Here is a 20,885-nt window from a genome sequence, read left to right on the forward strand (position 1 = left end):
CGGTCAGGACTCGCCGTGGATGAGGTCCCTGTGGATGTCGGCCAGGGGTACCCCGCGCCGCTGGAGCCTGCGGACGACCTCGTCGACCATGGCGACCGGGCCGCAGGCGTAGACGTCGTGGTCGGCCCAGGAGTGGAAGCGCTCCATCACCTCCGGCACCCGCCCCCGCAGGCCGTCGTAGCCGGGCTGGTCGGAGACCACGGGCACGACTCTCAGCCAGGGGAAGGCGGACGCCATCCGGACCAGGTCGGGCAGGTCGTAGAGCTCCCGCGAATGGCGCGCGCCGCACAGCAGGTGGATGTTGGGCCGCCGCCCCGAGGCGATCACGTGCTCCACGATGGCCTTGAGCGGGGCGAGCCCGGTGCCTCCCGCGACGCACAGGATGTCGCGGCCGGAGCCGGTGGGGGTCATCGTGCCGACCGCCGGGCCGAGCGTCAGGGTGTCGCCGATCCTGGTGTGCTCGACCAGGGCCGAGGAGACCCAGCCGCCGGGGACCGCCCGGACGTGCAGACGGATGGTGCTGTCCTCTCGCGGCGCGTTGGCGATGGAGAACGTCCGCCAGACGCGCGGCCAGCGCGGGGTCTGCACGTTGACGTACTGGCCCGGCAGGTACGGCAGGCGCTGGCCGGGACGTAACGTGATCACCGCGATGTCCGGCGTGCGGAGCTCGTGGTCGATCACCTCGGCCGGCCACCAGGCGGGCGAGACCCCCGAGTCGGACTCGGCTGCCTCGATCATGAGTTTGGCGGCGACGGTGTACGCGGCCACCCACGCCGCCTCGATCTCGGCGGTCCACAGCTCGGCGGCGAAGCGCCTGACCGTGGCCAGCAGCGCGTTGCCGACCGCGGTGTAGTGCTCGGCGATCACCCCGTACTTGCGGTGGTCGCGCCCGAGCTGGCCGAGGAAGGACGACAGGCTGTCCGGGCTGTCGAGACTCCAGACGATCCTGGTCAGAGCGGTGAACAGGCGGTCGCGCTGGACGTCCATGGCCGGCGGGAACAGTCCCCGCAGGTGCGGACTCTGGGCGAACAGGCGGCCGTAGAAGTATGCCGCGGCCTTGTCCGCGACGGGCTCGACGACGGCGAAGCTTTCCTTGACGAGACGCGGATTCAAAGACATGTGACCGAACCCACCCTAATTGATCGGACCAAAGTCCGATCATGCAGATCCACCTCCCTGACGGTTCCGGGTGATGAGCGTCCGGCAGCCCCGGCACACCTGGCCGCTCGAATTTGAGTCTTCCATCACCATGTGGACGTCACAACCGTTTCCCCATAATATAGTGCGAATTCAAACTATCCGTAATGGGAAAGTTATTTTCCGTGACTGCGCCACTTGTTTTTGGTGGGATAACCGAATAAGAATCACATTCACCCGAAGTTGTCGATTTACCCGATCTATAGATCCGTGTCAGGGTCCTCACCTTGGGCTCCAGGAGCTCCGGCCCTTCCTGGGCGGGGAGGGGGGCGGCTCCCGGCGAGACGACACTGATACCTCGGATGCGTGACATAACCGAAATGGAGTGCGTCATGATAGGGGTCCTGCCGGAGATGGGATGGGTGCCGCCCGAAATAGGGAACACCCCCTTCCGCATGGCCCCCTGGAGAACGTATGTCCCGACCCTTGATCGGTATCACCGCCTACCTCGAGGCCGCCCGCTGGGGCACCTGGGTCCGTGAGGCCGTTCTGTCGCCCCCCTCCTACGCCCGCGCGGTCGAGAAGGCGGGCGGCCTGCCGGTGCTGCTGCCGCCGCTGAGCCTGGGCGGCGTCGACGGCTACGTGCGCGAGCTGTCCGGAGTGATCCTCGCCGGTGGCGGCGAGCTCGACCCGTCCCTGTACGGCGCCGCCCGCGAGGACCGGGCCGAGGGCCTCCAGCCCCACCGCGACCGCTTCGAGCTGGCGCTGGCCCGCGCCGCCGTCCAGGCCGGCCTGCCGCTGCTCGCGGTCGCCCGCGGCATGCACGTCCTGAACGTCGCGCAGGGGGGCAGCCTGATCCCCTGGCTCCCCGACGCGGTCGACCACGACCGCCACGTCGCCGCCGGCCGTGCGCACCTCATCCAGATCAGCGTGTCGAGCAAGCTGGGCAAGGCGGTGGGCGACCGCGCCGAGGTGACCGCCCCCCACCACCAGGCGGTCAAGCGGCTCGGCGCGGGCCTGCAGGCCGTGGCGTGGGCCGACGACCAGATCGTCGAAGGGGTCGAGCTCCAGGGGCACCGCTTCGCCGTCGGCGTCCAGTGGCATCCCGAGCGCGGGGAGGACAACCGGCTCGTCGAGGCGCTGGTCGAGGCCGCCACCGGCTGATCCGGGCCGCCGCCGGGTAATGTGCGGTCATGCCGTTGCACCCCCAGGCCGAGGCCTACCTGAAGCTGTTCCCGACGGATCTCGAGACGCCCGTCTCCTCGCTCACCCCCGAGGTGATCGCCCAGATGCGGACCTTGGACGGCTTCGCCGAGCAGCGGGGGCCGATCGTGCCGCTGCCGGTCGTCAGGGACGAGGTAGTGGAAGGGGTGCCGGTCCGGGTCTACCGGCCGGAGAAGGGCGACCGCCCGCTCCCCGCGATCGTCTACTTCCACGGCGGCGGCTGGGTGTTCGGCAGCGTGGCCCGCAACGACGCGCTCGGCCGCGACCTGGCCGTGCGCAACGGGGCGGTCGTGGTCTCGGTGGACTACCGGCTGGCCCCCGACCATCCCTTCCCGGCCGCGGCCGACGACGCGTGGACCGTGGTCAAGGACGTCTTCGCCCGCGCCGGGGCCTACGGGGCCGACCCGGGGCGGATCGCCGTCTGCGGCGACAGCGCCGGCGGCAACCTGGCCGCCGTGACGGCCTGGCAGGCTCGGGACGCGGGGCTCCGGCCGGCCCACCAGCTGCTGATCTACCCGGTGACCGACGTCGCCATGGACACCCCGAGCTACCGCGACCGCGCCACCGGTTTCGGGCTCGGCGCGGGCGAGATGGCCTGGTTCATCGAGCAGTACGGCGGGGACCCGGCCGACCCCAGGCTGGCCCCGCTCCGGCTCGCCGACAAGACGGGCCTGGCCCCGGCGACGGTGATCACCGCCGAGTACGACCCGCTCTGCGACGAGGGCGAGGCCTACGCCGCCCAGCTCGCGGCGGCGGGGGTTCCGGTCGAGCTCAGGCGTTACGGAGGGGCCATCCACGGCTTCTTCGGCCTGCCCGGTTTCTTCGACCAGGCGGTCGAGGCGCGCGAGTACGCCGCCCTGCGGCTCGAGGAGGCCTTCCGGTGAGGGACTACGAGAAGCTGAAGATCGACTGGGCCGCCGACGGAGTGCTCAGGATCGTGCTCAGCGAGCCGCGCAGGCTCAACGCCGTGGACATGACCGGCCATCGCGAGCTCGCCGAGGTCTGGCGGGACGTCGACCGCGACGACGACGTGCGCGCGGTCGTCATCCGGGGCGAGGGTGAGGCGTTCTCCGCCGGCGGCGACCTGTCGATGATCGAGGAGATGACGCGCGACCACGGCACGCGCCTGCGCGTCTTCGCCGAGGCGCGCGACATCGTCTACAACGTGCTCAACTGCGCCAAGCCGGTCGTCTCGGCCATCCAGGGGCCCGCGGTGGGCGCGGGCCTCGCGGTCGCGCTGCTGGCCGACATCTCCGTCGCCGGCCGTACGGCCCGCATCATCGACGGCCACACCCGGCTGGGCGTCGCGGCCGGCGACCACGCCGCCATCGTCTGGCCGCTGCTGTGCGGGCTGGCCAAGGCCAAATACCACCTGCTGCTGTGCGAGCCGGTCACCGGCGAGCAGGCGGAGGCGATGGGCCTGGTCAGCCTCTGCGTCGACGACGACCAGGTGCACGAAAGGGCCCTGGAGATCGCTTCCCGGCTGGCCGGCGGCTCCGCCGAGGCGATCCGCCTGACGAAGTACTCCCTCAACAACTGGCTCCGTCTCGCCGGCCCCTCCTTCGACGCCTCCCTGGCCATGGAGTTCCTCGGGTTCACCGGCCCGGACGTGGCCGAGGGCGTGCGGGCCGTCCGCGAGAAGCGGCCGCCCAGGTTCGGCTGACCGGGCATCCGGCCGCCTCCGCCGGCATGCCGCAGGCCCCCGGAAGGCCGCGGGCCGTACCGCCGCGGGGTGCGCGGGCGGGAACCGGGACCGCGCGCCCCGCGGCCGGTTCAGGCCGGGAAACGCCGGTGCAGGGCGGCCAGCCCCGGTTCGAAGATGCCCCGGGTGACGATCTTGGTGACCTTCGCCTCGTCGTCGGCCTCGAAGGCGGCCGACCACTCGACGAAGGCCCGGCCGCTGTCGGTGACGGGGGAGACCCGGTAGAGGCCCCGGTAGTCCCGCAGCGGCAACGGGCTCTCGAGGATCTCGTAGGTGACCGAGCGGGAGCCGTCGTCGAGGGTGAGCAGCCGTTCCCGGAAGGTCCCGCCCGGGCCCTCGATCCTGCGCACGGCCCCCGGCCGGAGGCCGTCGCCCTCCTCGATCTCGCAGAGGGTGATCCCGGGCAGCCATTCGGCCAGGTTGCCGAAGTCCCTGAGGTAGTCCCACACCTCCTCGGCCGAGGCGTTGAGCACGGTGCTGGCGTAGGCGGACATCGGCCGCTCCCTCATGTTCGTCCCGACCTGCTCATGATCTGCCCGTACGGGCGGCTCCGCAATCGGCTCAGAAGCTTCTGGGCAGTCCCAGCACCTGGGTGGCGAGGTAGTTGAGCAGAAGTTCCTCGGTGACCGGGGCGACCTTGCCGATGCGGGCGTCGGCCAGCAGGCGGGCGACCGGGTACTCCAGGGAGTAGGCCATGCCGCCGTGGGTCTGGAAGGCGTGGTCGGCCGCCTCCCAGGCCGCCTGGGAGGCGGTCAGCTTGGCGATGTTGGCCTCGGTGCCGCAGGGCAGCTGCCGGTCGAACAGCCAGGCGGCCTTGTAGAGCATCAGCCTGGCCAGCTCGATCTCCGCCTTGACCTGGGCCAGGGGGAAGGCGATGGCCTGGTTGGCGCCGATCGGGCGGCCGAAGACCTCGCGCTCCTTGGCGTACCGCACGGCCACCCTCAGCGCGACCTCGGCGCCGCCCAGGGCGGAGGCCGCCAGCAGGACGCGCTCGGGGTTGAGGATGTCCCACAGCACCTGCGCGCCCTGGTCCACCTCGCCCACGACGTTGGCCGAGGGCACCCGCAGGTCGTCGATGAAGACCATGTTGGACGGGGTGGTGTTGGCGCCCATCTTCGGGATCGGCTGGAAGGAGAGCCGCCCGGCGGCGACCGCCTCGGGCACGTTGACCAGGAAGACCGTCATGCCGTTGGTGCGCGGCCTGGCCTCGGCGGCCGGGACGGTCCGGGTGACCAGCAGCATCCAGGTGGCGCGCTGCACACCGGTGATCCAGATCTTCTGGCCGTTGACGACGAACTCGTCGCCGTCGCGGCGGGCGAAGGTGGTGATGCCCAGGGCGTTGGACCCGGCGTCGGGCTCGGTCAGGGCGAAGCAGGTCTCCAGTTCGCCGGTGGCGAGCCTGGGCAGCAGCTCGTCGCGCTGCCACCGGCTGCCGTGCCTGGCCAGGGTCATGGCGCCGAAGCCCGGGGTGAGGACGTAGGTGAACGCCGACCCCCCGGCGGAGCCGGACGCCGACAGCGTCTCGGTGGCCACGGCCAGTTCGAGCAGTCCCTGGCCGCCTCCGCCGTACTCCTCCGGGACGGCCAGGCCGAGCCAGCCGCCCTTGGCCAGCTCCGCCCAGACCTCCTCGGGCCAGCGCTTCTCGCTCTCGCAGCGCTGCCAGTAGTCCAGGTCGTAGCGCGAGCAGATGTCGGCGACACCGCGCTGGACGGCGAGGGCGCTCTCGGGAAGAGTGAAGTCCACCGTGATCAGCTCCGTTCTCGTTGCGTGCGCAATAGTAGAACGGAGTTCTGTTCAGGCTCCAGCCCCGAGGCGGCGCCGTCCGGCCCGGATCCGGCCGCCGGTGGGGCCCGGCGGCCGCCGGGGCGCCTCCCGGCTCAGGCCGGGCCGGACACGCACTCCCGCGGCCTGCGCGCGTGATAGACGAAGGCGGGGGGGAGATTGCCCCACACCGTGCGGCCCACGACGACCTCCTCGAAGGTGTCGAGCAGGCGCTGCCGGAAGCGCTGCGCGGGGGGCAGGCGCTTGGCGAAGCTGTAGGCGAAGGTGGTGAAGGCCGTGTTCGGATCCATGATCGCGGTGACGGCGTCCATCAGGCGGGTCTGCGTCTCCTCCGAGAACGCCGCCCAGGGGAGCCCGCTCACGATCGCGTCGGCCTTGTGGAAACCGCGATCCTCCAGCAGCTGCGGCAGCCGCGCCGCGTCGTCGACCACGACGTCCACCTTCGGGTGCCGGGCGGCGAGGAAGTCGGCCAGCCTCGGGTTGATCTCGACAGCCATGTGGTGTCCCCGGCCGCCCAGCCGCCGCTGGATCTCCGCCGTGAACGCGCCGGTGCCGGGCCCCAGCTCGACGATCACCGGGTCGCCCCGGCGGGGGACCGGTGTCGTCACCGTCTCGGCGAGCCGTCGTGAGCTCGGCGCCACCGCCCCGACCGTCCCCGGCGAACGCATCCACTGACCCAGGAACAGCGTGGTGTCATTGGTCATGTTGTGAAGGGTAGAGGCTTCCCGGAGGCGCGCGCCCCCGCCATTCGGCCGATCTTCCGGCCACTTGGAGGAGGAGACGCCCTCCTGGAGGATGAGAGAGCCGGGGGCGGGCCCGGATACCTTTTCCCGTATGCGATCCCGTGGTCCGGTCCTGGACGTCTGCCTGGCCGCCGCGGGAGTCGTTCTCGACCTGCTGGTCTCGGGCAAGTCCGGCCAGAGCGGCACGGCGCCCTGGTGGGTCATGGGGATCTTCTCGCTGCTCGCCGGGGTCCCCATGGGATTCGTCCGGCGCCGCCCGTTCGCGGTCTGCCTCCACCAGGCGATCTTCCTGGTCGTGTGCGACCAGCTCGGCGCCCACACCTCCAACACGGTGCAGACCCTGCTCCCCGTCGCGGTGGCGATGCTCGCCTACCGCGGCACCTGGCGGTGGATCGTCCCGGCCGCCGTCCTGACCGCCGTCGCCACGGCGATCAACCTCGCCGACCCCGGGATCGCCTTCACCTCCGGCACCTGGTACCTGCCGCTCGGGATGAGCGCCGTCCCGGTCGTCATCGGCCGCTACCTGCGCAGCCCCATCGAGCCGGTGTCCGGGGTGGAGCGGCGCCCCGGCCTCGACCTGCTGCTCGCGGGCGGCGGGGTGGCCTTCATGGTGCTCGACACCTGGACGGAATGGAACGGCGGGCAGCTGCCGGTCTGGGCGGCCGGCTGGTTCGCCATCGGCTGCGGACTCACCGCCGGCCTGGCACGCAGCCTGCCCGCCACGGCGTTCACGCTGCAGGCGCTGCTGGTGCTCCTGGCCGACCAGAACGCGGGATTCGCCGCCAACTCGATGCAGGGGCTGTTCCTGGTCACGCTGGGCGTGTTCGCGATGCGCGCCCCGTGGTCCTGGACGGCCGTCGCCTACCTGGTCGCCAGCGGCGTGACCGCGCTGAACACCGTCGAGGGCGAGCTGTCACACGTCACCCCGCCCCGGGTGGCCGCGCTGCTGGCGATGGTGGCGGCCCCCATCGTCATCGGCCGCTACGTCGGCGTCCGCCGGGCCGCGGCGGATCTGGAGCTGGCCATGGCGGAGGAGGCCAGGCAGCTCATCGCCGAGCGCGCCCGGGCCGACCTGCTGGCCGAGCGCGAGCGCATCGCCCGCGACGTCCACGACATCGTGGCCCACCACGTCGCCGCCATGGTGCTGCGGGCGGGCGCCGCCCAGTACGCGGCGCCCTCCGGCCCGGTGGCCGAGGCGCTGTCCGACATCCGGTCCACCGGCCACCAGGTGCTGGAGGACCTGCGCGGCCTGCTCAACGTGCTGCGTGACCCGGACCGCGCCCACCTGCCGGTGGCCGACCCCGAGGAGGTGGTGCGCGACGCGGTGGAGCGGATGAACGCGGCCGGGCTGAAGGTCGAGCTCCGCCTCGGTCCGGAGGCCGAGCTCGCGCCCCTGGTGACCCGGGCCTCAGCCGCCCGGATCGTCCAGGAGGGCCTGACCAACGTCCTCAAGCACGCCGGCCCCGGCACCTCGGCGGTCGTCGAACTCGGGGTGGCCGGCGACTCGCTCGGGGTGAACGTGCTCAGCGGCGCGCCTCCCGGACCCCGTGACGCGCTGCCCTCCTCCGGGCAGGGCATCGCGGGCATGCGGGAACGGGCCAGGGCCCTGGGCGGAGACCTATCCGCCGGTCCCGACGGGGCCGGCGGCTGGCGGCTGGCGGCGACGCTCCCCCTGGAGCGCGTCGACCGTGTGTGCGCGGAGACCTCTTCGCGCAGGAGACTGCCCTGGTGGCGTGAGGAAAGTGAGACTTCGTGAGCGAGTGCGGTGTCGCCGGGATCCCCGAGCCGTCCAGGGAGGCCCCGTGATCAGGGTCGTCATCGCCGACGATCAGGCGCTCGTGCGCGCGGGCGTGCGGATGCTGCTGCAGGCCGCCGGGGAGATGGAGGTCTGCGGCGAGGCCGTCGACGGGGCGCAGGCCGTCCAGCAGGCCGAACTGCTCCGCCCCGATGTGCTGCTGATGGACCTGCGCATGCCCAGGATGGACGGGCTGGAGGCGACCCGGCGGATCCTGGGGTCCTGGCCCGGCGCGCGGATCGTGATCCTCACCACCTTCGCCGAGGACGAGAACGTCTACGCCGCGCTGCGCGCCGGGGCGATCGGCTTCCTGGTCAAGGACGACGAGCCGGAGAGGATGGTCGACGCCGTGCGCAGGGCCGCCGCCGGGGAGCCGCTGCTGGCCCCCTCGGTGCTGCGCCGCGTGGTCGAGCGCGCGCTCGCCGCCGAGGAGCAGGCCGCCGTGCAGGTCCCGGCCGGGCTCACCGACCGTGAGCTGGAGGTTCTGGCGCTGGTCGGGGTGGGGCTGTCCAACGCCGAGATCGCCGACGCCCTCCACGTGGGCGTCACCACCGTCAAGACCCACGTCTCGACCGCCATGGACAAGCTGGGCCTGCGCAACCGCACCCAGGCCGCGGTGGTCGCGCACCGGATCGGCCTGGTCGACGCGGAGTTCCGCCCGGTCGCGAATCCACCACGAGGCGGATCGAGGAGTCACCCCTCAGGCTGACGACCGGGGGTGCCCGCCGCGGCCACGATGTGCTCCGAACCACTCACCGGAGGAAGGACACATCTCATGCAGGAGGTCGTCACCCCGCCGTCCACAGCACAGGGCCGCCCCGTTTCCGCAGGTCTGCTCTACGGCCTGCGCATCCTGGTCACCGCCCAGGCGGTCGCCCTGGTCGTCGCCGCGTCGTTCGCCGGTCAGGCCGTGCAGGGCGGGGAGGATCTGGCGGAGACCCACGTCATGGTCGGGATGGTGGTGCACCTGATCGCGCTGCTGCAGATCGTCGCGGCCGTGCTGGTCTGGCGGCCGGGCCGGGGCGCGGGGTGGCCCGCGCTGGCCAGCCTGGGCCTGCTCCTGATCGGCATGGGCCAGCACTTCAGCTGGGAGATGCTCGGCACCCACGTGCCCAGCGGGCTGGCCCTGTTCGGCCTGACCGTGGCCGTGCTGATCTGGGCCTGGTCGCCTCGCGCCGCCGTACGCCGTCCCTGAGCCCCGCCGAGGCGCCACCGCGGCCCACAGGGGCCTCGGTGGCGCCTCGGCGTGTTCCCGCCAGGGTCGTGCCCGTCCGGCGCCCTGGGGCGGGCTGGGCTCCGGCTGGGCCGTACCGGGCCGCCGTGCCCCCCGGCTCCCGGTCCCCGCGGAGCGTCCGGGAGCCCCCCGTCCCTGGTCGGGGCCGCCCGCGCCGGTCCGGAGGACGGATCCGGAACAGGCGAAACGGTCTGTGCGCCCCCCGCACCGGTAGGGTCGGCATCAAGTGCGGGAGGGGAGACATACGGGTGAATCCGGAAGCATCGGGAGCCGAGGATCGGATCTGGACGGTTCCCAACGCGTTGAGCCTGGCCAGGCTCCTCGGCGTGCCGGTCTTCCTCTGGCTGGTGCTGGGGCCCAAGGCCGACGGCTGGGCCGTCGCGTTGCTGATGCTGGCCGGCTTCTCCGACTGGCTCGACGGCAAGATCGCCCGGGCGTGGAACCAGACCAGCAGGCTCGGCCGCCTGCTCGACCCGCTGGCCGACCGGCTCTACATCCTGGCCACCCTGTTCGGCCTGGCCATGCGGGACATCATCCCCTGGTGGCTGGCGCTGGCGATCCCGCTGCGCGACGTCATGCTGCTGGGCATCCCGCCCATCCTGCGCCGCCTGGGGTACGGCCCCGCGCTGCCGGTGCACTTCCTCGGCAAGGCCGCCACCGCCAACCTGCTCTACTCCTTCCCGCTGCTCTTCCTCGCCCACCACGACGCCTGGTACGCGGATGTGGCCGGAATCGTCGGCTGGTCGCTCGCGATCTGGGGCACAGGTCTGTACTGGTGGTCCGGGGTGCTGTATTGGGTACAGGTGCGGCAGCTCGCCAAAGGAGCCAAACGCCTTAAGAGGTGATGTGTGAAGGCCGTCGTGATGGCGGGCGGGGAGGGGACACGGCTCCGGCCGATGACCGCGAACCAGCCCAAACCCCTGTTGCCCGTGATCAACCGGCCGATCATGGAGCATGTGCTGCGCCTGCTGAGACGGCACGGGCTCACCGAGACCGTGGTGACCGTGCAGTTCCTGGCGGCCCTGGTCCGCAACTACTTCGGCGACGGCGACGAGCTCGGCATGAGCCTGTACTACGCCACCGAGGACACCCCGCTCGGCACGGCGGGCAGCGTCAAGAACGCCGCCGACAAGCTCCGCGACGACCGCTTCCTGGTCATCTCCGGCGACGCTCTCACCGACATCGACCTGACCGACATGATCCGGTTCCACCGCGAGAACGGCGCGCTGGTCACCATCGGGCTCAAGCGGGTGCCCAACCCGCTGGAGTTCGGCATCGTCATCGTCGACGACCACGGCCGGGTGGAGCGCTTCCTGGAGAAGCCCACCTGGGGCCAGGTCTTCTCCGACACCGTCAACACCGGCATCTACGTGATGGAGCCGGAGGTCCTCGACGAGATCGCCGCCGGCGTGCCGGTCGACTGGTCGGCGGACGTCTTCCCCCGCCTGCTGGCGCGCGGCGCCCCCCTGTACGGCTACGTCGCCGACGGCTACTGGGAGGACGTCGGCACCCACGAGAGCTACCTCAGGGCCCAGGCAGACGTGCTGTCCGGCCGGGTCAGGGTGGACAGCGACGCCTTCGAGGTCTCGCCCGGCGTGTGGGTGGCCGAGGGCGCCTCGGTGGACCCCGACGCCGTGCTCAAGGGCCCGCTCTACATCGGCGACTACGCCAAGGTCGAGGCGGGGGCCGAGCTGCGCGAATACACCGTCCTGGGCAGCAACGTGGTGGTCCGCGAGGGCGCCTTCCTGCACCGCGCCGTCGTCCACGACAACGTCTACGTCGGGCCGCGCGCCCACCTGCGCGGCTGCGTCGTCGGCAAGAACACCGACCTGATGACCGGCGTCAGGATCGAGGAGAGCGCCGTCGTCGGCGACGAGTGCATCATCGAGGCCGAGGCCTACGTCTCCTCCGGGGTCAAGGTCTACCCGTTCAAGACCGTCGAGGCCGGGGCGGTGGTCAACACCAGCGTCATCTGGGAGCCGCGCGGCCAGCGCAACCTGTTCGGCCCGCGCGGCGTGTCCGGGCTGGTCAACGTGGAGATCACCCCTGAGCTGTGCGTACGGCTGGCCAGCGCCTACGCCACCACGCTCAAGAAGGGCGCCTCGGTCATCACCTCCCGCGACTCCTCGCGCGCCGCGCGGGCGCTGAAGCGGGCCGTGATCAGCGCCCTGAACGCCAGCGCGATCAACGTGCTCGACCTGGAGGCGGCCCCGCTGCCGGTCACCCGCTTCCACACCGCCAGGGAGAACGCCGTCGGCGGCATCGCGCTGCGCACCACCCTGGGGGACCCGCAGAGCGTGGACATCGTCTTCATGGACGAGCGCGGCGCGGACCTGTCCCAGGCGGCCCAGCGCAAGCTGGACCGGGTCTTCTCCCGGCAGGAGTTCCGCCGGGCCTTCCCCGGCGAGATCGCCGAGCTCAGCTTCCCCGCCCGGGCGGTCGAGGACTACACCTACGAGCTGCTGCGCTGCGTCGACATGACCGGGGTCCGCGACGCCGACATGAAGGTCGTGGTGGACTGCGCGGGCGGCACCTCCTCGCTGGTGCTCCCCAGCCTCCTCGGCCGGGTCGGGGTGGACGTGCTCACCGTCAACAACCGGCTGGACGACGCCTCGCCCACCGAGACCCTCGCCGAGCGCCGGCGCGACCTGCAGCGCCTGTCGGAGCTCGTCAGCTCCTCCAGGGCGGCCTTCGGGGTGCGGTTCGACCCCGTGGGGGAGCGGGTCGCGCTCGTCGACGAGATGGGCCAGCTGATCAGCGAGGAGCGCGCCCTGCTGGTGGTGCTGGACCTGGTCGCCGCCGAGCGGCGCGGCGGCCGCGTGGCGCTGCCGGTCACCACCACCCGGGTGGCCGAGCAGGTCTCCCGCTTCCACGGGGTGCAGGTCGAATGGACCTCCACCGCGGTCGACGCGCTCACCGCCTCCGCCCGGGGCCACGACATGATCTTCGCGGCGGACGGGCGGGGCGGCTTCGTCGTGCCCGAGTTCGGCCCCACGGTGGACGGCCTGGCGGTGTTCCTGCGCCTGCTCGGCCTGGTCGCCAGGACCCGGTTGTCGCTCAGTCAGATCGACGCCAGGATCCCCGAGGCCAAGCTGCTGCGCCGTACCGTCCCGACCCCCTGGGCGGCCAAGGGGGTGGTGATGCGATCGGTGATCGAGGCCGCCGAGCACCACCGCATCGACACCACCGACGGGGTGCGGGTGGTGACCGAGGACGGCGGCTGGGCGCTGGTGCTGCCCGATCCGGCCGAGGCCGTCACCCACCTGTGGGCCGAGGGGACCGACGTCGACTCGGCGCAGAGCCTGCTCGAGCACTGGGCGAGGGTGGTGGAGGAGGCGGCGGCCACGTGAGGGAGCCGGTCGCCGGGGCCGGGCCCGCCGCTTTGGGCGGCGGGGAAGGGCGGCCGGCGCCGCGGACGCGGGCCGGCCCGCGCGACCGGGTGTGACAAACCCCGCGCGGCGGCATGGACCGGGGACGCCACCCGGCTGTAACTTTGTCACCGACCGAACCCGCGGTCGAGCGTCTGCCTTGATCTATGCTTCTCAACGGTGTATGTTGCGACATTCGCAGTCTGAGAAAATACTTGAGAAGCGAAGAAGCGAGGCGCGCATCCCTGAGTACCGTTGCCGCGTCTTCGCGGTAGGAGGCCGAGCCGATCGATGCCGAGCGTCTACTGCACGCAGTGCGGTCATGCCAACCCTGAGGATGCCCGTTTCTGTTCACGATGCGGGTCGCCGCTGACCAGGGCCGCCGACACCCCCGGAGACAGCACCTCGACCATCTCCCTCTCCGGGATCGAGGCCTATGAGGCGGAGACCGGAGAGACGCTTCTCGCCGAGCGGCACGCCGTCGAGCAGCTGCCTCCGGGCACCGCTCTGCTGGTCGCCATGCGCGGTCCCAACGCCGGTAGCCGCTTCCTGCTGGACAGCGATCTCACCACCGTGGGCCGCCACCCCGAGAGTGACATCTTCCTCGACGACATCACCGTGTCGCGCCGCCATGTGGAGTTCTACCGCCGCGGCGGCGGGGTCTTCACCGTCCGTGACGTCGGCAGCCTGAACGGCACCTACGTCAACCGCGAGCGGATCGAGGAGGTTCCGCTGTACGGCGGGGACGAGGTCCAGATCGGCAAGTTCCGGCTGGTCTTCCTCACCCGTGGCGCCGCTGGAGGATGATGAGCTCGCAGGCCGCTCGTGCGCACATGAGCATCGGGGAGGTGCTCGCTCTCCTGCAGGGCGAGTTCCCCGATGTCAGCATCTCCAAGATTCGTTTCCTGGAGGGCGAGGGGTTGATCGAGCCGGAGCGCAGTCCCTCCGGCTACCGAAAATTCACCTACGCCGACGTCGAGCGGCTCCGCTACATCCTCAGCGAGCAGCGTGACCGCTACCTGCCGCTGCGTGTGATCAAGGATCAGCTTGAGGCGGCCGACCGCGAGGAGCGGCCGGCCGCGCGCCCGCGCGCCGTCCCCGACGACGCGCCCCCCGAGATCCGCCTCACCCGTGAGGAGCTGCTCGCCGCCGCCGAGCTCAACGAGGAGACCCTCGCCGAGCTGGAGGACTACGGCCTGCTGGCCGCGGTGGCCCGCTACTACGACGCCGAGGCCCTGGCCGTGGCCCGCAGTGTCGGAGCCCTCGCCGCCTTCGGGCTGCACGCCCGCCACCTGCGTGCGGTCAAGGCCGCCGCCGAGCGTGAGGCCGGCCTCGTGGAGCAGGCCATCGCCCCGCTGCTGCGCCGTCGCGGACCCGGCGCCATCGACCGGGCCGACGAGACGGCCAGGGAGATTTCCGGCCTCCTGCTGGAATTGCACGCCTCGCTGCTGCGTTCCGGCGTGCGTGGGGTCCTGGGCCGGTGACAACCTGACCAGGCACTCGTACCCCCACGAGTGTTACGTTGAACAAACCGGTCGGAATCCAGCGAAGACGGAGCAGCCCGTGTTGCAGATGGAGGTCGTGGGCGTTCGGGTTGAGATGCCCTCCAACCAGCCAATTGTTCTGCTGAAGGAGGCACATGGGGAGCGTTATCTGCCAATCTGGATTGGCATGACGGAGGCGACGGCGATCGCCATGGCACAGGCCGAGGAGCCGCCCCCGCGGCCGCTCACCCACGACCTGTTCCGTGACGTGCTCGACGCGCTCGGCGTCCGGCTGAGCACGGTGAACATCGTCGCCCTCCGTGACGGGATCTTCTTCGCCGACCTCGTGTTCTCCAACGGGGTCGAGGTGAGTGCCCGTCCCTCTGACTCGATCGCCTTGGCACTTCGCACCGGCGCACGTATCTTCGCCAGTGAGGACGTGGTCCGGGAGGCCGGGGTGATCATCCCTGACGACCAGGAGGACGAGGTGGAGAAGTTCAGGGAGTTCCTTGACACAATCACGCCCGAGGACTTCGGTCGCGCGGGGTAGGAATTTCGGTGCATTTACGCTTCACGACGCGCCGGGTGGGGTCGTTGACTGAGCTTGGCCCCAGTCCTACGGTGCAAGTGAAACCCACGGCCGTGCGCAAACCCCCAGATCAGGCCGTGGGATGAGAGAAAGCCGGAGGTCCGCGTGGCGGTCAGCAGCGGCGAGGGTAGAAACGCCGATCAGGATGACCCGGAACGGCGCCAGTCGGCACGTCAGCGCGCGGGTGAAGAGGGTCTGCTTTTCGACGGGCAGCCGGTGAAAGCGCCCGCCGACATCGGATACCGAGGGCCCACCGCGTGCGCGGCCGCCGACATCACCTATCGGCAGCTGGACTACTGGGCGCGCACCGGCCTGGTCGAGCCCACCGTGCGGGCCGCCCACGGATCGGGTTCCCAGAGACTGTACGGCTTCCGCGACATCCTGGTGCTCAAGGTCGTCAAACGACTGCTCGACACCGGCGTCTCCCTCCAGCAGATCCGCATCGCCGTACAGCACCTGCGTGACCGCGGCGTCAACGACCTCGCCCAGATCACGCTGATGAGCGACGGGGTGAGCGTCTACGAGTGCACCTCGCCCGACGAGGTCATCGACCTGCTCCAGGGCGGTCAGGGGGTCTTCGGCATCGCGCTGGGCCGGGTGTGGCAGGAGGTGGAGGGCTCCCTCGCGGATCTTCCCGGCGAGCGCGCGGAGTCCGGCCAGGGCCCTTTAGACGATCACCACGCGGATGAGCTGGCCCGTCGTCGCAGGGCTCGGCGTACGGGGTAAAGTTGGTCTCGCTGCTGACCCTGTGCGGGAGAGACCCCGACATGATCGGGGCGCCGAAGGAGCAACCTCCCCGGAATCTCTCAGGCACCCGGTACCGCACGGACGAGGCGACTCTGGAAAGCAGGTGCGTCCGCCAGACGCGTCTCACCGACGGTGAAAGCCTCCCCGGCAGGGGGGGTGAAGCTCTCAGGTCGAGGTGACAGAGGGGGAGATCCGGCATACGCCCGCGCCCAGCGCCGGTCTCCACCACCTCGGGAGGCTTCCCATGACCGACCTGTCACCGCTCAGCGAGCTCACCTCTCCGCCGTTCGCCACCCGCCATATCGGGCCCGCGGACGCCGACCAGACCCGCATGCTGGAGGCGGTCGGATTCGCCTCCACCGCCGATCTGGTCGCGGTGACCGTACCGGAGGCGATCCGGGCCAAGGACCGGCTCCGCCTGCCCCCGGCGGCGAGCGAGACCGAGACCCTCGCCGAGCTGCGCGCCCTGGCCGCGCGCAACAGCGTGCTCACCTCGATGATCGGCCTGGGCTACCACGACACGATCACCCCGGGCGTCATCCGGCGCAACCTCCTGGAGAACCCGGGCTGGTACACCGCCTACACGCCCTACCAGCCGGAGATCTCCCAGGGCCGGCTGGAGGCCCTGATCAACTTCCAGACGGTCGTCTCCGACCTGACCGCGCTCGACGTCGCCGGCGCCTCCCTGCTGGACGAGGCCACCGCCGCCGCCGAGGCGATGACCCTGGCCCGCCGCGCCGGCCGTGCCAAGTCGGCCGTGTTCGTGGTGGACGCCGACGCGCTGCCGCAGACCAAGGCCGTGCTGCGCACCAGGGCCGAGCCGCTCGGCATCGAGCTGGTCGAGAGCGACTTCACCGCCGAGCTCCCCGAGTGCTTCGGCGTGCTCGTGCAGTACCCCGGCGCCAGCGGGCGGGTCAGGGACTTCCGCTCCATCGCCGACGCCGCCCACGCGCGCGGCGCCCAGGTGGTCGCCGCCGCCGACCTGCTGGCCCTCACCCTGCTCGCCGCGCCCGGCGAGTTCGGCGCCGACATCGCGATCGGCTCCTCGCAGCGCTTCGGCGTCCCGCTGGGCTTCGGCGGCCCGCACGCGGCCTACATGGCCGTCCGGGACGGCCTGCAGCGGCAGATGCCGGGCCGCCTGGTGGGCGTCTCCCAGGACGCCGACCAGCGCCCCGCCTACCGGCTCGCGCTGCAGACCCGTGAGCAGCACATCCGCCGGGAGAAGGCGACCAGCAACATCTGCACCGCGCAGGTCCTGCTCGCGGTGATCGCCGGCATGTACGCCGTCTACCACGGGCCCGAGGGCCTGCGCCGGATCGGCCGGCGCATCCACCGGCACGCCGTCGTGCTCGCCGAGGGCCTGCGCCACGGCGGCGTCGAGGTCGTGCACGACACCTTCTTCGACACCGTGCTCGCCCGCGTGCCCGGCCGCGCCGCCCAGGTCGTCGCCGCGGCCCGCGACAACGGGGTCAACCTGCGCCTGGTCGACGACGACCACGTGGGCGTCACCTGCGACGAGAAGACCGAGCTCCTCCACCTGGAGCAGGTCCTGGCCGCCTTCGAGGTCAACGGCGCGGTCCTGACCGACCTGGACGCCGCCACGCACGACGCGCTGCCCGCCGCCCTGGCGCGGGTCAGCGACTACCTGACCCACCCGGTCTTCCACAGCCACCGGTCCGAGACGGCCATGCTGCGCTACCTGCGCAGGCTGCAGGACAAGGACATCGCGCTCGACCGGTCGATGATCCCGCTGGGCTCCTGCACCATGAAGCTCAACGCGACCACCGAGATGGAGCCGATCACCTGGCCGGAGTTCGCCGGGCTGCACCCCTACGCCCCGCAGGAGCAGGCCGCGGGCTACCTTGAGCTGATCAAGGAGCTGGAGGGCTGGCTGGCCGAGGTCACCGGCTACGACGCCGTGTCGATCCAGCCCAACGCGGGCTCCCAGGGCGAGTTCGCCGGTCTCCTGGCGATCCGCGCCTACCACAAGGCGCGCGGCGAGTCCGGCCGCGACGTCTGCCTGATCCCGTCCTCCGCGCACGGCACCAACGCCGCCAGCGCCGTCATGGCGGGCATGCGCGTCGCCGTGGTCGCCTGCGACGACGAGGGCAACGTGGATCTCGACGACCTCAACGCCAAGATCGACAAGCACCGCGACCAGCTCGCCGCGATCATGGTGACCTATCCCTCCACGCACGGCGTCTACGAGGAGACCATCACCCAGATCTGCGAGCGGGTGCACGAGGCCGGCGGCCAGGTCTACGTCGACGGCGCCAACCTCAACGCGCTGGTCGGCCTGGCCAAGCCGGGCGAGTTCGGGGCGGACGTGTCCCACCTCAACCTGCACAAGACCTTCTGCATCCCGCACGGCGGCGGCGGGCCGGGCGTCGGTCCCGTCGCGGTCCGCGCGCACCTCGCCGACTACCTGCCCGGCCACCCGCTGCGCGAGGGCTCGGCGGTCGGCCCGGTCTCGGCCGCGCCGTACGGCTCGGCGGGCATCCTGCCCATCTCCTGGGCCTACATCCGGATGATGGGCGCCGAAGGCCTCACGGCGGCCACCGAGCAGGCCATCCTGTCGGCCAACTACCTGGCGCGCCGGCTGGCCCCGCACTACCCGGTCCTCTACACCGGCCGTGGCGGCCTGGTCGCCCACGAGTGCATCGTCGACCTGCGCCAGATCACCAAGGAGACCGGCGTGACCGTGGACGACGTGGCCAAGCGCCTCGTCGACTACGGCTTCCACGCGCCGACCATGTCCTTCCCGGTGGCGGGCACGCTGATGATCGAGCCGACCGAGAGCGAGGACCTGGCCGAGCTCGACCGCTTCTGCGACGCGATGATCGCGATCCGGGGCGAGATCGGGAAGGTCGCCTCCGGGGCCTACGACAGGGTGGACAACCCGCTGCGCAACGCCCCGCACACGGCCGACTGCCTGGTCACCGACGAGTGGGCCCACCCCTACACCCGCACCGAGGCGGCCTACCCGCTGCCGTCGGTGCGCGAGGGCAAATACTGGTCGCCGGTCCGCCGCATCGACCAGGCCTACGGCGACCGCAACCTCGTGTGCTCCTGCCCGCCGCTGGAGGCCTACGAGGACTGATCCCCGAGGCCCGCGCCTCCCGGCGCGGGCCCGTATTTTCCACCCCCGCGCGGGGGGGACGGGCGTGGCCCCGAGTCGTTAGGCTCGGGGCATTCCTTTACCCGGGAGGACCCTGCATGCCAGAGGTGGACACGCACCCCTTGGACACCGCGCGGAAACTGGCCGAGAGCGGCGACCTGGACGGCGCGGCAACGATCTTCACGCAACTCGCCGCCGATCCCGCGGAGCCCGACCGGGCACAGGCGGCGGTGGGGCTGGCGGTGGTGCTCCAGGAGCGCGGGGACGCGCCGGGCGCCCGGACGGCCGCGCGGACCGCGCTGGCGACCGGTCATCCGGAGTTCGCCGCGCAGGCCGCCTGCCTGCTCGCCCAGAGCTTCGAGCAGGAGGATCTGCTCGACCAGGCCCGAGGCGCCTGGCAGGCCGCTCTCGGGGCGGGGAACCCCGCCTACGTCCCGCTGGCGCACATGGCCCTGGCCAGGCTCGCGGCGGGACAGCAGGAGGCCGAGGAGGCCCTGCGGGCCGCCCTGGCCACCGCCGACCCGGAGATCGCCTCCCGCGCGGCGCAGGCGCTGGCCGAGCTTCTGCTGGAGGACGGCGAGGCGGGTGAGGCCGCGGAGGCCCTCCTGACGGCGCTCTCGGTGCCGGATGTGGCGGACGTGCCCAGGCTGAGGGCCCTGCTCGGCATCGCGCACCTGGAGATGGCGTGCGCGGAGTTCGCCGGGGCGATCGAGGAGGGCGGCGACGCGGAGACCGCCGCGCTGGCCATCGAGCTCCTGGCCCGCACCCTCCCCCTGAGGGGCCGCGACGAGGACGCCGAGCGGGTGTGGCGCTACGGTCTGGACAGCGCCGACGAGAGGCTCGCGGAGGATGTCCGCCTCCGGTTGAACCGTGGCGCCTGATCCCCCCGCCGCGGTCAGTCGCGGCCGCGCCAGCGGCTGATCGCGTGGGCGAAGTTGATCGCGACGATGCCGCCCCACGCCAGCAGCAGCCCCGCGGTGCCCGCCTCGCCGGCGGCGATGGCGGTCAGCGGGATGCCGATGCCCATCGAGCCCAGCGCGATCGGGACGGAGGAGTTGCCGTTCCTGCGCTGCCGCCGCCCCTGCTCGTAGGGGCCGGGGTGCGGCGGCGGGCCTCCGGCGAGGTGCATCTCGGTCCGCACGCGGGCGGCGATGGTCGCGTCGAGGCGCTCCACGAGCGACTCCACCAGCGCGCTCTCGTACTCCGGACCGAGCTCGCGCCGGGCCTCGATGGTGGCGCGCATGTCCTGTCGGATATCTTGATGTTCCTGCACGCCCCGATTCTCCGCCCATGCGCGGTCCCTGGCATCAGCCGTTAGGACGAGATCTGTGTCCACCCCGAGCGAGGCACTCCCTCTGGAGATCATGACCCCGCACGGCCCGGCCCTGGCGGAGATCGACGAGGCCGCCGATCCGCGTTTCCTGCTGGTGATCACCCACGGTTCGGCCGGGGGAGTGGATGCCCCGGACCTGCTGGCCGTACGGGACGCCACGGTGGGGGCCGGCGGGGTGGTCGCGCGCGTGCTCCAGCCGTTCCGGCTGCGGGGCGCCCGGGCCCCGGGCTCGGCGGTGAAGCAGGATGAGGCGTGGGCGGCGCTGGTCGCCGAGCTCCGGGGGCGCTATCCGGGGCTGCCGCTCGCGCAGGGCGGGCGGAGCAACGGCGCCAGGGTCGCCTGCCGTACGGCCCTCGGGGTCGGGGCCGAGGCGGTCGTCGCGCTGGCCTTCCCGCTCCACCCGCCGGGCAGGCCCGAACGGTCCCGCGCCGGGGAGTTGCGCGCGGCGGGCGTGGCCGTGCTCGTGGTGAACGGGGATCGCGACCCGTTCGGCGTGCCCGAGGCGGCGGACGCCGCGCGCCTGGTGGTGCTGCCGGGCGAGGGGCACGACCTCAAGAAAGACCCCGCCCGGGTGGGCGAGGTCGTCGCTGAGTGGCTTGAGGTGAGGATGCGGCCTGGCTCGGCGTGAT

20 protein-coding genes and 1 riboswitch are annotated in these 20,885 nt (G+C 71.9%); of the genes, 15 read left to right on the forward strand and 5 right to left on the reverse strand.

From position 1 onward, the window contains the following. Positions 1-3: 3 nt before the first annotated feature. Positions 4-1,119, reverse strand: coding sequence for a globin domain-containing protein (locus tag BM085_RS34300; protein WP_093890958.1), 1,116 nt, complete (start codon positions 1,117-1,119; stop codon positions 4-6). 492 nt (positions 1,120-1,611) lie between these two features. Here BM085_RS34300 and BM085_RS34305 point away from each other — a divergent pair, with 492 nt between their 5' ends. The 3 genes from BM085_RS34305 to BM085_RS34315 are packed head-to-tail and all read left to right on the forward strand — an operon-like array spanning position 1,612 to position 4,024. Further along, positions 1,612-2,301 (forward strand): gamma-glutamyl-gamma-aminobutyrate hydrolase family protein, encoded by a 690-nt coding sequence (locus BM085_RS34305; protein WP_093890959.1) that lies wholly within the window; start codon positions 1,612-1,614, stop codon positions 2,299-2,301. 29 nt (positions 2,302-2,330) lie between these two features. Continuing rightward, positions 2,331-3,245, forward strand: a complete 915-nt coding sequence (locus tag BM085_RS34310; protein ID WP_093890960.1) for an alpha/beta hydrolase — start codon at positions 2,331-2,333, stop codon at positions 3,243-3,245. Then, on the forward strand, positions 3,242-4,024 hold the full coding sequence (locus BM085_RS34315; RefSeq protein WP_012890643.1) for an enoyl-CoA hydratase/isomerase family protein: 783 nt from the start codon (positions 3,242-3,244) through the stop codon (positions 4,022-4,024). The genes BM085_RS34310 and BM085_RS34315 overlap by 4 nt, the downstream gene beginning before the upstream one ends. A 110-nt stretch (positions 4,025-4,134) precedes the next feature. Here the strand turns inward: BM085_RS34315 and BM085_RS34320 are convergent, their stop codons facing one another. From BM085_RS34320 to BM085_RS34330, 3 genes are all read right to left on the reverse strand, one after another. After that, positions 4,135-4,557 (reverse strand): SRPBCC family protein, encoded by a 423-nt coding sequence (locus tag BM085_RS34320; RefSeq protein ID WP_093890961.1) that lies wholly within the window; start codon positions 4,555-4,557, stop codon positions 4,135-4,137. A gap of 67 nt (positions 4,558-4,624) precedes the next feature. Beyond that, positions 4,625-5,806: an acyl-CoA dehydrogenase family protein gene (locus BM085_RS34325; protein ID WP_093890962.1), complete on the reverse strand. Its 1,182-nt coding sequence runs from the start codon at positions 5,804-5,806 to the stop codon at positions 4,625-4,627. Positions 5,807-5,940: 134 nt separating this feature from the next. After that, entirely contained in the window at positions 5,941-6,549 is a 609-nt protein-coding gene (locus BM085_RS34330; RefSeq protein ID WP_093890963.1) for a class I SAM-dependent methyltransferase, read from the reverse strand. 130 nt (positions 6,550-6,679) lie between these two features. On the opposite strand from BM085_RS34330, the gene BM085_RS34335 reads away from it, so the two are divergent. The 11 genes from BM085_RS34335 to BM085_RS34385 all read left to right on the forward strand — a co-directional run bounded on the left by BM085_RS34335 (position 6,680) and on the right by BM085_RS34385 (position 19,804). Next, positions 6,680-8,344, forward strand: a complete 1,665-nt coding sequence (locus tag BM085_RS34335) for a sensor histidine kinase (protein ID WP_245789867.1) — start codon at positions 6,680-6,682, stop codon at positions 8,342-8,344. 46 nt (positions 8,345-8,390) lie between these two features. After that, positions 8,391-9,092 (forward strand): response regulator, encoded by a 702-nt coding sequence (locus BM085_RS34340; RefSeq protein ID WP_093890965.1) that lies wholly within the window; start codon positions 8,391-8,393, stop codon positions 9,090-9,092. A 66-nt stretch (positions 9,093-9,158) separates the two neighbouring features. Continuing rightward, positions 9,159-9,578 carry a hypothetical protein gene (locus BM085_RS34345; protein WP_093890966.1) on the forward strand — a complete coding sequence of 140 codons (420 nt, stop codon included), beginning with the start codon at positions 9,159-9,161 and terminating at the stop codon, positions 9,576-9,578. Positions 9,579-9,865: 287 nt separating this feature from the next. Then, a complete protein-coding gene (gene clsA / locus BM085_RS34350) occupies positions 9,866-10,462 on the forward strand; it encodes a cardiolipin synthase ClsA (protein ID WP_012890650.1) in 597 nt (198 codons plus the stop codon). 3 nt (positions 10,463-10,465) lie between these two features. After that, positions 10,466-12,967 (forward strand): mannose-1-phosphate guanyltransferase, encoded by a 2,502-nt coding sequence (locus BM085_RS34355; RefSeq protein WP_093890967.1) that lies wholly within the window; start codon positions 10,466-10,468, stop codon positions 12,965-12,967. 309 nt (positions 12,968-13,276) lie between these two features. Beyond that, positions 13,277-13,792, forward strand: a complete 516-nt coding sequence (locus BM085_RS34360; protein ID WP_031164588.1) for a double zinc ribbon and FHA domain-containing protein — start codon at positions 13,277-13,279, stop codon at positions 13,790-13,792. A 26-nt stretch (positions 13,793-13,818) separates the two neighbouring features. Next, positions 13,819-14,469, forward strand: a complete 651-nt coding sequence (ftsR, locus tag BM085_RS34365) for a transcriptional regulator FtsR (protein ID WP_037934828.1) — start codon at positions 13,819-13,821, stop codon at positions 14,467-14,469. 79 nt (positions 14,470-14,548) lie between these two features. After that, complete coding sequence (locus BM085_RS34370; RefSeq protein WP_086012361.1) at positions 14,549-15,019, forward strand: bifunctional nuclease family protein; 471 nt, start codon at positions 14,549-14,551, stop codon at positions 15,017-15,019. Positions 15,020-15,163: 144 nt separating this feature from the next. Then, a complete protein-coding gene (locus BM085_RS34375) occupies positions 15,164-15,784 on the forward strand; it encodes a MerR family transcriptional regulator (protein WP_012890655.1) in 621 nt (206 codons plus the stop codon). 15 nt (positions 15,785-15,799) lie between these two features. Beyond that, positions 15,800-15,891, forward strand: a riboswitch (glycine riboswitch). Between the two features lie 158 nt (positions 15,892-16,049). Then, the gene (gcvP, locus tag BM085_RS34380) at positions 16,050-18,905 is read left to right on the forward strand and encodes an aminomethyl-transferring glycine dehydrogenase (RefSeq protein ID WP_093890968.1); all 2,856 of its coding nucleotides are present in this window, start codon (positions 16,050-16,052) and stop codon (positions 18,903-18,905) included. 116 nt (positions 18,906-19,021) lie between these two features. After that, on the forward strand, positions 19,022-19,804 hold the full coding sequence (locus BM085_RS34385) for a hypothetical protein (protein ID WP_093890969.1): 783 nt from the start codon (positions 19,022-19,024) through the stop codon (positions 19,802-19,804). A 14-nt stretch (positions 19,805-19,818) separates the two neighbouring features. Here BM085_RS34385 and BM085_RS34390 read toward each other — a convergent pair whose 3' ends face one another. Beyond that, positions 19,819-20,166: a hypothetical protein gene (locus BM085_RS34390; protein WP_093890970.1), complete on the reverse strand. Its 348-nt coding sequence runs from the start codon at positions 20,164-20,166 to the stop codon at positions 19,819-19,821. Between the two features lie 121 nt (positions 20,167-20,287). Between BM085_RS34390 and BM085_RS34395 the strand changes: the two genes are divergently transcribed. Beyond that, complete coding sequence (locus BM085_RS34395) at positions 20,288-20,884, forward strand: alpha/beta hydrolase family protein (RefSeq protein ID WP_093891021.1); 597 nt, start codon at positions 20,288-20,290, stop codon at positions 20,882-20,884. The last annotated feature ends 1 nt before the right edge of the window (position 20,885 follow it).

The sequence above is a fragment of the Streptosporangium canum genome, from assembly GCF_900113865.1.
In the GTDB taxonomy this organism is placed as follows: Bacteria; Actinomycetota; Actinomycetes; order Streptosporangiales; family Streptosporangiaceae; genus Streptosporangium; species Streptosporangium canum.